This window comes from Polaribacter sp. M10, assembly GCF_054968445.1.
Window position 1 is genome coordinate 33,572 of record NZ_JBSSBG010000022.1, and the last position, 15,303, is coordinate 48,874.

Genomic DNA, 15,303 nt, shown 5'->3' on the forward strand with positions numbered 1-15,303 from the left:
AATTTTAAAATCAAATTGAGAATAAAAAAATAAGGCCAGCCAATATAAACTGACCTTATTTAAACCAATTAAAATATAATATTATTGATAAACTTTTACGTAATCTATTTCCATTGTATCTTCTGTAAACCCAGCATCTACAGTACCACCAAGAGTACCACCCATTGCTACGTTAAGAATTAAAAAGAAATCTGAATTAAAAGGTAAATCTGCGTTATTTGTTAATTCGTAAAAAGGAACATCATCTACATAAATTTTAATTGCAGCGTCTGTCCATTCTAACGTGTATAAATGAAACTCTGAATCTGCATTTGCTATAGAAGTTGTTGTACCATAGTCTGCTTTAGATTGACTTGCTTCATCAAACCAATGACAAGTAGCTAATGTAGTACCTTTATCATCACCTGTTTGCTCCATAATATCTATTTCACCAGATTTAGGCCAACCAACATCAGGAAAATTAGAACCCAACATCCAAATTGCAGGCCAAGTACCTTGTGCTGCAGGTAATTTTGCACTAACTTCTACTCTACCATAAGTAAATTTGCGTAATCCTTGCGATTTTAATCGAGCAGAAGTATACCCTCCACTACCATCAGCTTTAGCTGTAATAATTAATGAACCGCCTTCTACTTTAACATTTTCTGCGTTGTCTGTATAGGTTTGTAATTCACCATTACCCCAGCCACCAGCACCTAAATCGTAGGTCCAGTTAGCAGTATCTGGTGCGCCATCTGTATTAAAATCGTCTTCCCAAACAAGGTTGTTATAGGTATAACTTGCACCTTTTTCAGGTTTTGTTGATGTAAATTTATGATACCAAGCAAAACCATCTCCTTCTTGAATAATTCTTACAATTAACTCATCGTTAGAAATTGAGATGATATCATAAGTACTAGAACCAACGAACCAACCCATAAAACCACCTTCAGAGATTTCGAAACTTGTGCCTCTATAAGGCTCGTTGTTATATGAACCCTCTGTTGCTGCTTTTGATGTTGATGGCCCAAAAGAAACATTTTTAACACCAAACATAGAAGTAGCTACAGACTCGTCATAACATTGATCTCCAGCAACACCTAACACATCTGCATAAGCACCAGGGATAAAAGCTGGTCCAACAGTTTGTTCAAAAGTAATTCCGTTTGCAGTTCTTGTAAAGACAAACTCGTTGTCGTACATACAGCTTTTTTCTTCATCCCAAGCTTTAATTCCATTCCACCAAGCCTCATATGCAAATTCTCCATTTCCATAATCATCAGTAACCGGCCCTAAACCAACGTGTACATCTTTGTCTGCTTGCCAATACCATTTTTTGCTATCGCCAATATTTGCACCACTTAAAAAGTTTTCTGCTTCTTCATCTGTAAAAGAACTAAAAACCTCTACTTCTATGGTTTCTGTTGATGATAAACCACCTGTACCATTTGCTTTTACAACAACTGTATATGTATTTACACCAACTTTAGAAAACCTTTTTGTTAACTGACCTGATGGAGATTTTTCTGCAACTCCATCAAAATAAAACACGTACGATGATGCATTATCTGCAACAGCTGTAAAGTTTACAGAACCACTACCATCTCCATATTCTAAATCTGGATTACTCGTATCTTGACCAACAATTTCTGCGGTAATTACAATATTTGTTGGTGTTACAATTTCACCGAATTTATAGTTATCTTCTTGACAGCCAAAAAGGACCATCAACATAGAAAATAGAACTATATATATTTTTTTAAGTTTTTTCATATTTTATATTTTAAAATTGTGATATATCATCTAGGTAAATGGTGTAATTAGCAGAACCATCGCCCTCTGTACCATTATCCATAATTAAAACTAAGTTTGTAAAATCTATTGCTGTACTTATTCCAGAAAAATCGAATGTTAACTCTTCCCAAGCATTAGCTGTGGTTGTAGTTGCCGTAATTTCTGCAGATGCAATTGTATTTGGCCAAGGTGTAGCATCTTCAAATTTTAATAATAAATTTAAACCTGCTCTTGGCGACCAAACCTTAACTTTTACACTTGTTCCGTTTGCAAAAGTAAATGGAGAAGGCACTGTAATTTTAGAACCTGCCCAAGGCTGTCCTGCATTTTTTACCAATTCTGCAACCATTGCAGAAGTATTGCCATTAGTATCTGGATTAGCTACTACAGAAATTGCACCACCATCAAAAGAACTTAGTTCAAAATCTGGTTCAAAATCTAACATAGGTGAAGAAGAAATATCATCTACATAAATGGTATAATTAGCAGAACCATCGCCTTCTGTACCATTATCCATAATTAAAACTAGATTATTAAAATCTACAGAAGTACTTATTCCAGAAAAATCGAATGTTAATTCTTCCCAAGCGTTTGCACCTGTTGTTGTTGCTGTAATTTCTGCGGATGCAACTGTATTTGGCCAAGGTGTAGCATCTTCAAATTTTAATAATAAATTTAAACCTGCTCTTGGCGACCATACTTTTGCGGTTACTGTTGTATTAGAAACATCGAATGTAGTAGGAATTGTAATTTTAGATCCTGCCCAAGGCTGACCCGCATTTTTTACCAATTCTAAAACTGAAGATGATGTATTACCATTTGTATCTGGATTTGCTGCTACAGAAGCACCACCACCATCAAAAGAACTTAATTCATAATCCGTTTCAAAAGTTATTGGTGTTACTCCAGAAACTGGCGTAGCACTTTGTTTATAGAAATAAAAGTTATCTATATAAACCACTCCTTCTGTATCTACTGCATCAATTAAAATCTGAGTAATTTTATTCTTGTTCGCAAGATTTCCACCATCAAAACCGGTCATATCTAAATCTATACTTTGCCAAGAACCACCAACTGTTGCTCCTAAAGATTCTACATCTTCTCCACCATCTACAGTGTTTACAATTTTAACAATTAGCTCGTTCTCTACCCCATCTGGCACCCAATAATCAATATGTAATTTTTCCATAGCTGAAACATCTATACCAGCATCATAATTGGTTACCATACCTAAAAAGTCTAGGTTTGTTAACAACCACACATTATTACCATTAATTGTTGTTGCTTCGAAATTTGTTAAAGACCAATCTGTTGGTAATTCGTTTAAAGTAACATTTGTATAAGCATCACTAAAAATTGAAACTACATCTGCAGCAGCCCTACTTGGAGGTGTAATTGCGGCATTTGTTGGTGCTAAAATTTCTGTTACTTCGAAATCTGTTGTAAATTCTGCTGTTTCTGCTGCAGCACCTTTGGCAACAACTTTTACAGCATAAGTACCTGCAGTTGCGTATTGATATGCAATAGCCTCGCCTATATTTGCAGTTGCTACTGGCTGATCTACACCAGTTTCTCCAGAATAAAACTCGAACGTAGTTGCAAATTCTGCTGTTGCTGTAACATTAACTTGCTTAGATTTAGAGCTATCATTTTCTAAAGTTACCTCTAAATTTTGTGGTGCTTGGAATGATACTACCAATTCTTGCGTTGCTGTTGTAGCATCGCCATTAATATTGTTTGCAACTATTGTAACTTGATATGTACCTTCTAAATAGGTGTGTTGCACATAATCACCAGCTTCTATGCTTACAGGATCTGTAGTGTCATCTCCAAACGTAATATCGAAAGAGACAGCCCCATCTGCAGTTGGTGTAATGGTTACCAAACCAGAATTATCTTGAGTTACACTATACACTGCAGCCACATTAGTTGGTGCTGCAATATTATTTAAGAAGTCTAAACTTCTATCATCTTCTGTACATGCATTAATTATTAATAACATAATTAATGCTTTGTATATTGTTTTCAGTTTTTTCATACTTCTAAAAATTAATAATTATCATTTTGCGACCAATTTCCTTGAGAAAACTGTATTTCTTCTATAGGAATAGGGAATACCTCATTTTTACCTGCAGTAAAACCTGGTATTTGTGCACCTCTTCCTGTTCTAACTAAATCGAAAAAGTGATGTCCTTCACCTACTAATTCTACTCTTCTTTCTTTATAAATTGCAGCAGTTAAGTTAGTACCAGTTGTAGTAATGTTATTATCTGAATTACCAAAAGCTCTTTCTCTTACCATATTTAGGTAAGTTTTTGCTGTTGCATCATCTGGAGCAGATTTTCTATTATGTGCTTCTGCAGCCATTAATAAAACATCTGCATAACGAATAGCTCTGTAATTGTTCGGATTTGTTAAGTTTAAATCTCCTGCAGCCTCATCGCTTCTTTTTCTTGGCAAGTATTTTCTGTTAAAATATCCTGTATGTTCATAACCTGTTGTATAAGAAGCACCAGTTGAAGCAGCCCAAGCCTCGATATCTAAAATAGCAACATCTTTACGATTATCGCCAGCTTCGAACTCGTCTACTACTTCTTGAGTTGGCACATTAAAGCTAAAGCCAGAAGTAAATAAATCTCCATCATAGCCTCTTACACCTTGAAAACCTACAGCTACATTACCTTCACTACACTGTAAACAATCGAAACCTGCACCTTCTATATCTGTGTATTGTACTTCAAAAACTGAACCTGATCCGTTTTCACCAGCAAATTCAAAAATTTGATTGTAATCAGACTCTAAAACGTAAGTTCCGCTTTGAATTAAGTTATCTAAAACTGCAGCAGATTCTTCGAATTTATCTTGAAATAAATACACTTTACCTAATAAAGCTTGTGCAGAACCTTTTGTAGCTCTACCTGTTTGAGGTGCTGTATACGTTAAGTTTGCAACTGCATATTGTAAATCTTCTTCTATTAAAGCATAAACTTCAGCTTTTGGAGATCTTGGAATTGTTTTTTCATCACCCAAAACAAAACGGCCTTCTGGTTTTATTGGAATATCGCCAAACCATTTTACCAACTCAAAATTGTAATAAGCTCTTAAAAAACGTGCTTCTGCAATGATAGCTTCTTTGCCTGTAAAATCTGTTTTATCTTGAAATTCTATAATATATGCTGCTCTATTTACACCACCAAACATCCAGCTCCAAAGATTTTGAAGTTGTGCATTAACAGGTGTATGCGTCATATCATCAATTTGTTGATAACCAGGAACGTCTGTTGCGCTCTCTCCACCACAAAGTGTGTTGTTAGATGCAATTTCGCCCATTAATACATTGATAAATGTATACTGTAAAGGATCGTAAGCAGCTACTAATGCATTGTAGTAATCTGTTTCTGAATTAAAAAAAGATTCAGAATCTTCTGCGTAAATTTTAGAATTGTCTAAGTACTCATCTGCACATGCGCTTAAAATGAATAAGCTGGCTATAAAGATGATTCCTAATTTTATTTTATTGTTGTAATTTCTCATCTTTTATTTTTTAAAATGTAACATTTAAACCTAATAAGAACTGTCTTGCTGATGGGTAATTCCCTGAATCAATACCAGCACCTATTGCACCACCATTTATAGATGGATCGAAACCTGTATACTCTGTTATTGTGAATAAATTATTAATAGAAGTATATAATCTAACTTTAGATAAACCCACTTTTTCTAATAACTCCGGAGCAAAATTGTATCCTAATTGGATGTTTTGCAAACGTAAAAAAGAAGCATCTTCTACAAAGAAATCTGAGAACAACTTATTGTTCGTTGCATCGTTTGTAAGTCTTGGTACAGAATTGCTTGTTCCAGGGCCTGTCCATCTATCTAAATAGTAAGCAGGTTTGTTAACATTTGGTAAAAAACGTTCGAAATTTCTAACCATATCTTTACCAAGTTCTGCATATAAATAGGTAGTAAAATCCCAATTTTTATAGGTTGCTGAGATGTTAAAGCCCATATAAAAATCGGCTTGTGGGTTACCAATATTTACTCTATCATCAAAATCTACAACTCCATCATTATTGGTGTCTTTATACCTGATATCTCCTGGAGATGTACTAGAAGCACCTAAACCAGATTGAGAAGGATGAGCATCTACTTCTGCCTGAGTTTGAAAAATACCATCTGTTACTAATCCGTAGAAATAACCAATTGGTTGCCCAACTTCCATTCTTGATGGTGCTAAATTACCAATAGCAAATCCTCCACCCTCTACAAAAGCATCGTCTAAAACGTCAGTTACATTGTTTTTTACATAGGTAACATTATAGCCAAAATTTAAAGTAAGATCATCTGATGAAATTGCTTTATAATTAATAGCCAATTCTGCTCCTGTATTTTTAGAAGTACCTGCATTAACAGTTGGGTTTGCACCACCTGCTGCACCTGAACCCAATAAACCAGAAACTGGAAAGTTTTGAATTAATAAATCTTTTCTTGTTTCTACGAAATAATCTGCAACAAAAGATAATTTATCATCAAATAAATTAATATCTAAACCAATGTCTAATTTTTCTGCTGTTTCCCAAGTTGCTAGCGGATTTGGCAAGCCTCCTTGCGCTGTACCATCTACCAAAGAACCATCAAAAACATAAGTTCCTTCTCCATTTAATAAAGATCTGTATAAGTTATCACCCACTAAATTACCTAGTGTACCATAACTTGCTCTTAGTTTTAAGAAAGAGATTGTTTTGCTGTCTTTTAAGAAATTTTCATCAGACATTTTCCAACCTGTTGTAACAGACCAGAAATTATCTACTCTTTGATCTTCTGCAAAGACAGATGCTCCATCTCGTCTAATTAAACCAGAGAATAAGTATTTACCTTTATAATCGTATTGAACTCTACCAAAGTATGATGTTAATCTAACATCGCTATTACCGGTGTTGATACTTCTTTGTTCGCTTTGAGAATTGGTTAAGCTGATGTCTGCAAAATCGTAAGAATTATTAGGAACATCGAAACCTGTTGCATAAATACCATCAAACAAATCGTTTTGTACACTTGTACCTAAAGTAAAGCTTGTGTTGTGTTTTTCATCAAAAGATTTTGTGTAGGTTGCAAAAGTTTCCCAAAGCACTCTTGTAGATGTTGCTTTAAACTGATACACTGAACTTTGTGTTTTGTTGTATACTTTACTAGAACCATAATTTTGAATTGGCGTAAAAGATCTTTGCTTTTCGTTAAAGATTTTATAACCAACTCTAGAAACCACATCTAAACCTTCTATAGGCTTGTATTGTAACTTAAAGTTCCCTTCAATTCCATTTCCATTATTTTCGCCATAAGTATTGCTTAATAATGACAAAGGATTTACTACCTCTATACCTAAAAAGTTATTGGTATCATCTTGATCTACTCCAAAAGTAGGCGCATAATTTAATCCGTTAAACAATAAAGAACCATCAAAGCCTTGAGAAGCACTTGTATAATAGTTTGCTATTAAAGAGAAATTCAGTTTTTTACTAATATCTACACCTAAGTTTAATTTGATATTATTTCTAACAAAGTTTGATTTTTCTTTAGCAATAATACCATCTTGTTCTGTACGTGAAGCACTTACAAAATACTTTACATTTTCTCCACCACCAGACAAGCTGATGTTATGATTCATTAAAATAGCGTTGTTAAACAATTGGTCTTGCCAATCTGTACCAGTACCTAATTGACTTACATTAGTAAAAGGTAATGATTGCCCACTTGCTGCATAAGCTTCGTTTAACACCAAAGCATATTCTGTTGCATTTAAATAATCTAGCCTTTTTGTAGTTTGCTGAATTGCTGCATAAGAATCGTACTTAACAGTAGCTTTTTTGTTTTTACTACCAATTTTAGTAGTTACTAAAACCACACCATTTGCACCTTTTATACCATAAATAGCTGCTTGTGCATCTTTAAGTACAGTAATAGACTCAATATCATTTGGGTTAATACTATTTAAATCACCCTCATAACCATCTACAATAGTTAAAGGCTGGTTGTTTGTATTAGAACTTACCCCCCTAATTAATATATTAACTTTTGCTCCTGGAGCACCAGAAGAAAGGTTAACTGCTACACCAGAAGTTGTACCTTGTAATGCTGTTGTAGCATCTATAGGTTTTAAAACCTCTAAAGTTTCTTCTCCAACAATAGAAACAGAACCAGTAACGTCCTTTCTCTTTTGTTTACCATAACCAACCACTACAATTTCATCTAAAGCTTCTGCTGACTCTTCTAATGAAACATTAATTTCTTGTTGATTTACGGTTACCTCTTTTTGGGCAAAACCCAAGTAACTAAAGATTAAAACAGCACCTTCATTTACATTCGATAAACTATATTGCCCATCAAAATCAGTTTCAGTACCAATAGTTGTTCCTTTAATTATTATACTAACTCCCGGTAATAGATCACCAGATTTAGCATCTTTTACAACACCCTTTACATTAATAGTTTGTGCGTTTACACAAAATACCACCAGTAGAAGGAGTAACAATATGACTTTTTTTCTCATCAATTAATATATTTATAGTTTGTTATAAAATTAAAGTTAAATTTTAGTTAATTCATAAAATTAACCACAACAAAAAACATACATCATAAAAAACCTAGGTAAATAATGCATAAACCCCAATATAGGCAAGGATTCTCTATGGTAAAAAATTACCCTAAATAGAAACAAAATTACCAATGTTGTGGTATTGTTGCGGTAAAAATGAAGTGTGTTTGGGTATTATATTTCTAAAATGTAGTTTGTTAAGTTAGAATCGTGAGGCAATTCCATCTTTTTTCTTAATCTGTATCGCTTTACCTCTACACTTCTAGGCGAAATATTTAACAATGGCGCAATTTCTTTAGATGATAAATTAAGCCTTAAGTAAGCACAAAGCCTTAAATCATTTGGAGTTAAGCTAGGGTGCTTTTGTTTTACTTTTTTTAGAAACTTTTTATCTGCGTTGTTAAATGCTTCTTGAAACATTTTCCAATCGTCTGTATTATTTAAATTTTTATTGATGATATTAACAACCTTTGTAATACTTTTTTCACCTCCATTTATCAATTCTGTCTTAATGGTATTTAAAAACTCGTTCTTTTTTATGATATTCATGGTAGAAGTAGCCAACTCTCTGTTTTTACTTTCTATATCACTTCTCAATTTATCATTATTTAATTTAATGATTTCTTTAGAGCTTTCTAATTCCTTTAATTCAGATTCTTTTCTGTTTTTTTCAATTAACTCTTCTCTTTGCTTTCTGTAATATCTTTTAGAAAAAACATGCACTAGATAAAAACCAGACAAACATATCAATACATATAATGCCACAAAAACATTAGAAACATACCAAGGTTTGGCTATTTTAAAACTAAAGCTACTTACATTACCACTAACTTCTTCTCCTACAATGGCTCTAACTTTAAAAGTATAATCGCCAAAAGAAATGTTTTCGAAAGTAATGGAATTAGAAAAAGAAGGCTTACTCCAAGTTTTATTAAAGCCCTCTAATTGGTATTGGTATTTAATATTTAGCGTCTTATTATAAAGAGGAACACTGTAAAAAAACTCTAAATTATTATTTATAAATTCAAATTCTTTATGCTTAAATAAACTTACACCTTGCTTAGGTTCATCTGTTTTAAAAAAATTAATCTTATTAATAGAAACATTGAAATTGGTGGGTTTATTAATTTTGGCTAAATCGACAACAATATAACCATTAGAAGTACCTATTAAATACCGATCATTTTCTAATTGAAGAATGTTTTCATAGCCAGAAGCTGCCTTAGGAATAGATTGAGAAATAAAAATCTTATTTATAGCTGGTTTATTACTGAATTTACCTGGTGATAGATATTTGATATTATCTTTAGAAAAAAACCACAATTTATCATCATTATGCACTAATTTACTCGAAACATACGCGCCATCTGACATTAATTTACTGTAAATGGTATCTAAAGTAAAAGCGTCTGCCTTTTTGTTATACTTATAAATTCCTTTTTTATTGGCGTATAAAATATCACCTTTATAATTTACAATACTAGAATGATTGCCTTTCTCTACAGTAGTTTCTACTTCTAATTCTAAAACTTTTAAGAAGTTGTTGTCTAAAACTATTTTAAAAATCCCTTTGTACTCATGGTTTACAAGCAATTTGTTTTTATTTACCAAAACAATGCTTTTACTAGAATTGTCAAAACCTTCTATTTTATTACTCAATTTCCAAGAACCCAAATTTTTCTTTAAAACGTACAAACCATTGTAACAACCTTGAATTATCGTATTTTCATCAATTTTTACAAACTCCCAAGTACCAGAAATATTAAATATATTTTTGGCTTTTTTATTTTGAATTACAAATGTTCCTGAATCATGACCACAAAACAATTTACCATCAACTTCTTTTAAACTCCAAACCTGACCTTGCGTGTTTTTTATAAATTTGAAAGGTTCATTTGAATTCACATTTCTATAAAACAAACCTTGATTTGTACCGAGATAAATCTTGTCATCAAAAATTATTGAAGCATAAATAGTACCTAAAAAATCGTTTTTCTCGTTGTAAATTTTTATGGGCGATGTATTATTTACACAATTAATTCCTTTATCTAAACCCAACCAAATATTGTGATCATTATCTTCGAAAACCGATAATACTGTATTATTTAGCAACCCAACACTTTGATTAATTTGATAATTAATTTCGCCAAAAGTATTTATATTGATAATTCCATCAGAAATTGTACCTATTACAAAACTGTTATCGTGTAATTTTTTTGCACTATAAATCTTCTTTCCTTTAAAAATAAAATCCGAAGGAATTTTCCATTTTTCTACAACGTTATCATTTAAAAAATAAAAACCATTTTCTTGCGTTAACAACAACAACTTGTTCTCTCTTTTAAAGATGTCTACAATAAAATTTTCTTTAATTAATTTATGGTCTGAAACCAATTTAGGCAATCCGTTTTCAATTTTATAGAGTCCCTTGCCACTCTCATGAAAATAAATAACATCATCTACTTTAGATAAACTATTTACCCTATTTTCTGTATTGATAATTTTAACTGCTTTGCTTGTTAAGTTATACAAATAAATTCTTTGTAAAGACATAAACACCATCCATCCATCTAATTCAACTATGCTCCAAATTTGTTCATCATCTAGCATTTTTACATTTTCAGCATCAACAATAGATTTGTATTCTAAAACACCCCAATCATTTTTCTCCCAAAACCCAAACCCCATATAAAAACCCGTAAAAATTTGGTTTTTGTAGGCTTTTACAGATCTCATTATGGTTTCGTTAGGCGTATCATACAACTGCCAAGTTGCGCCATTAAACTCTAACAAACCTTTGTTATTTGCCACATAAATAAAATTGTTTTCTGCCTGAGAAATAGACCAATTTTGGTTTTCAGCTCCATAATCTTCAGTTTTAAAAGAATTTATTGGCGGTAATTCTTGCGAAAAAACACTACCAACAAAAAACAAACTCGTAAAAAGTATTAGCACTTTAGATGTAAACATAACAACAATATTATAATTTTGTTTGGGTACTAAATTAGGAATAAATCATTAAAATAAGCAAAAAACACGAAGTATCGTATAAGTTGTATAGTTAATTTATAAACATTAAAAACAACAACAAAACCAAAACAACGTAAATAAACGCTATACCTCTTAAAAAACAAGTAACGATTAAACCAAAAAATGGAGACGCAAAACTATTTTATACCTATTGTAAAGAAATCAACTTTCATCTAAAAAGGTAAGCCTAGGGTAAATTTTATTGTCTGATAGTAAAAATAACATGTAGTAATTATAAATATAACTACAGTTATCAAAACAAGTAGATATGATTATATTTCTTTTGATAGCTAAAAATTTAAATATAAATTTTAATTTAAAATATAAAAAAAGCCTTTAATTAGTTATATTTGAATCGAAGAAAAAGAATATTAACTAAAAATTGCTATGTAGCTCAGATTTATTTTTGATGCTATTTGCCATCAAAATAGAGTGAATCACAAACTACTATTATTAACTTTTAAAAATAAGATATTTATAATAGGTATCTTTTTAATTAGTTGTTGTCTACTAATTAACGCATCTACAGAAAGTATTAATTTTCTATATTTTAATAATCTATTTGAACCAAATGCTACTATTTCTGTAGCGGATAAAGATATTTGTATTAATGAAACTACAACCATAACATTCACTGGTTCGGGTGGAACAGCTCCATATAAATTTACCTATGAAATAGACAATCTTTCACAAGAAACTATTACTTCTTCTGGAAGTACTAATGAAGCAAGTATAACTTTTAATAGATCTAATTCAGAAAATTATACAATTAAACTAATCAAGGTTGAAGATGCTTCAGGTGAAGCTAAAGATATTACAGGTCAAGAAATTATTGTAACTGTACATGCACTACCAACAGTAGATTTTTCTTTTGATAACAATAACAACGATGCTTGTGCTGGAGATACTGTACAATTTACCTTTACTGAATCTGGAAATGGAGAATTCACCTACTTATGGGATTTTGGAGATGGCACCACCTCTACTCAGAAAAACCCAGGTCACCAATTTAATACTGCCTTAGGTTGTGGTCAGCGTGATTTTGATGTTCAATTAACCGTAACAGATAAATTTGGTTGTAGTGCAACTGCTACAAATAGGGTTAGAGTGAAAGAAAAGCCGGATCTAAGATTTAGAGATGCAGTAACGAATAGAAGTATTTTTAGCAATTGTGATAATACATCTTCTTCTGATAGTTATGAAGTAACTGTCGAAGATATTTCGAATACAAGTTGCATCAGTAGTTACAATGTAGATTGGGGAGATGGGAATAGTGACACAAACGTTACTTTTCCTGCAAATTACACATACACAGAAATTGGGGACTATACAATGAAAATCACAGGTATAGGACTAAATGGTTGTAAAAATGAAGTATCCTATAGAGTTATCAATGACAGTAACCCAGCAGCAGGTCTAGAAAATCCAGGTGCTACAAAAAACATATGTACAAATGATGGTAAATCTAGTATAACTTTTGGTATTAGTGGTTTTGAATCTAACTCTAAAGAAACCACATACGAAATTGATTTTGGTGATGGAACACCTACAAAAACGATAAGCCAAGAACAACTTCTAAACGATCCTGTCTTTACAGAACAACAACTTACTCATGAATATCAAAAAAGTAGTTGTACACAACCTAATGGTGAATTTATTGTTACCCTTTATACTAAAAATGCTTGTGACACTACTACAAATACCACAGATAGTATTGTTATTTTAGGAGAATCTACAGTGGAGTTTGATTCAGTTGATAATAGCTGCCTTAACAATACTGTCTTTTTTGAAAATAAATCTATTATTGGTGATGGTATCGAATGTTTCACAAATGCAGATATCACTTGGATTATTGATAAAAAGAACGACCCTGATTTTAACACAGTTCAAAAAAAGTTTTTTTCTATCAATAGTGCTGAAGATTTTTCATATCAGTTTACAGAATCAGGAAAATATATGGTTAAACTTTCTATAGATACACAATGTGGATTAGTAGAATCTGAAAAAGAAATCTGTATAGAACCAGAAATAACACCAACTTTTTCTGTAAACAACGAAGAAGGTTGTATTCCTTTAGCTGTTAAAGCTAACAACACCACTGACCAATCTGAATTATGTAGCACAGCTTCTTATAATTGGTCTATTGCTTATGCTGAAGATAATTGTGGAAATGTATCTGATTGGGAATTTACAAACGGAACTGATGCAGCTTCTGAAAACCCTGAATTTTTATTCAATAAACCTGGAAAATATACCATTACACAACGTGTAACCACAGGTTGTGGAACTGAAACTAATACAAAGATTATAGATGTAAAAAAGCCCCCTAAAGTAAGTATTAGTCCTATTCAAAATTTTTGTGGTATAGCAACCATAAATCCTGTGGCAACTGTAGAGAATTGTACATCAGACACTTCAGGTATTTCGTACAACTGGACGTTTACAGGAGGTAACCCTTCAACTGCTAATACCCTAGATCCTGGAAATATTGTTTATGATACTCCAGGTATTCATGAAGTAAAGTTAGAGGTTACTAATGAGTGTGGCATTTCTAACACAACAACGCAAACTTTTGAAATTTTTGAAAAACCAGAAATTACAAATACGGATACAACACAAGAAATTTGTTCTGGTCAAAATACTAAAGAAATAGTATTAAACACAAATAATCCAAGTACAACTTATACTTGGACAGCTGTTTCAAGTGGAAATATTACTGGTTTTACAACTAATGGCACTTCCAATACAATACCGCCACAAACATTAGTAAACTCTGGAAATACCTCAGAATCTTTAATTTATACTGTAGTTCCTAAATTAGGAAATTGTGAAGGTGATGCAATCGACTTTATAATCACTGTGAATCCTTCTCCAATTATAACAACACAACCTACACCTTCTGAAGTCTGTTTAAATGGAGCTGCAACAACTCTAGAAGTAACTTATACTAATGGAACTGGAGCACCTACCTATCAATGGTTTTCTAATACTGTTGATGACAAAACTAATGGAACTGCCATTACTGATGCTACTTCTAATACTTATAATCCACCTACAAATACTGTAGGTTCTAACTATTATTATGCTGTAATTTCTTTTACCTCTGGTGGCTGTTCTGAAATTATCTCTAATACTGCCAAAGTGGATGTTAATCCTCAACTAACTATTGATAATGCATCCGCTCTACAAACACTTTGTGTTGATGGAACAGCTGATGAATTTGAAGTAACTTACACTGGTGGAACTGGAGTTCCTTCCTATCAATGGTATAGTAACGCTACAAATTCTGTAGAAGGTGGAACTCCTATTAACGAAGCAACTCAAAGTACATATACTCCTGCTACTTTTACGACTGTTGGTGATTTTTTCTTTTACGTTGAAGTCTCTTTAGATGGCAATGGGTGTTCTTCTGATAAAAGTGATGTCTACCAAGTAAAAGTAATTGCTGACCCAAGTATTGACACACAACCAATTGCTAGTCAAGAACTTTGTAAAAGCGCTATTCCTGCTGATTTAACAGTTGAAGTATCTGGAGGAACAAGCTCTACTAAAACCTATCAATGGTTTTCAAATAATAGTAATTCAAATACAGGAGGAAAAGCTATTACAGGAGCAAATTCTCAAACATATACACCTTCAACAGATACAGTTGGCACTTTTTATTATTATGTAGTGGTTTCTCAACCTGAATCTAGTTGTGAAGTTACCAGTCAAGTTTCTACTTTAATAATTAACGAAGCTCCAATTTTCACAACTCAACCTTTGTCTTCTGAAGTTTGTCTCAATGGTAATGCAACTACTTTAGAAGTTACTTATACAAATGGCACAGGTACTCCTTCTTATCAATGGTTTTCAAATGCGAATAATTCCACTACAGGTGGATCTGAAATAGATGGGGCTACTAATCC

Annotated in this window: 6 protein-coding genes; 1 reads left to right on the forward strand and 5 read right to left on the reverse strand. The window is 32.3% G+C overall.

The annotated features are described in order from the left end of the window. Positions 1–81: 81 nt before the first annotated feature. From ACWYN7_RS15310 to ACWYN7_RS15330, 5 genes are all read right to left on the reverse strand, one after another. A complete protein-coding gene (locus tag ACWYN7_RS15310) occupies positions 82–1,752 on the reverse strand; it encodes a family 16 glycosylhydrolase (RefSeq protein ID WP_462860846.1) in 1,671 nt (556 codons plus the stop codon). A gap of 10 nt (positions 1,753–1,762) precedes the next feature. After that, positions 1,763–3,811 carry a hypothetical protein gene (locus tag ACWYN7_RS15315; protein ID WP_462860847.1) on the reverse strand — a complete coding sequence of 683 codons (2,049 nt, stop codon included), beginning with the start codon at positions 3,809–3,811 and terminating at the stop codon, positions 1,763–1,765. An 11-nt stretch (positions 3,812–3,822) separates the two neighbouring features. Beyond that, a complete protein-coding gene (locus ACWYN7_RS15320) occupies positions 3,823–5,307 on the reverse strand; it encodes a RagB/SusD family nutrient uptake outer membrane protein (RefSeq protein WP_462860848.1) in 1,485 nt (494 codons plus the stop codon). Between the two features lie 10 nt (positions 5,308–5,317). Next, complete coding sequence (locus tag ACWYN7_RS15325) at positions 5,318–8,320, reverse strand: SusC/RagA family TonB-linked outer membrane protein (RefSeq protein WP_462860849.1); 3,003 nt, start codon at positions 8,318–8,320, stop codon at positions 5,318–5,320. 219 nt (positions 8,321–8,539) lie between these two features. Next, on the reverse strand, positions 8,540–11,335 hold the full coding sequence (locus ACWYN7_RS15330; protein ID WP_462860850.1) for a triple tyrosine motif-containing protein: 2,796 nt from the start codon (positions 11,333–11,335) through the stop codon (positions 8,540–8,542). 492 nt (positions 11,336–11,827) lie between these two features. On the opposite strand from ACWYN7_RS15330, the gene ACWYN7_RS15335 reads away from it, so the two are divergent. After that, positions 11,828–15,303 (forward strand): PKD domain-containing protein (locus tag ACWYN7_RS15335; protein WP_462860851.1); only part of this gene is annotated, 3,476 nt, incomplete at its 3' end.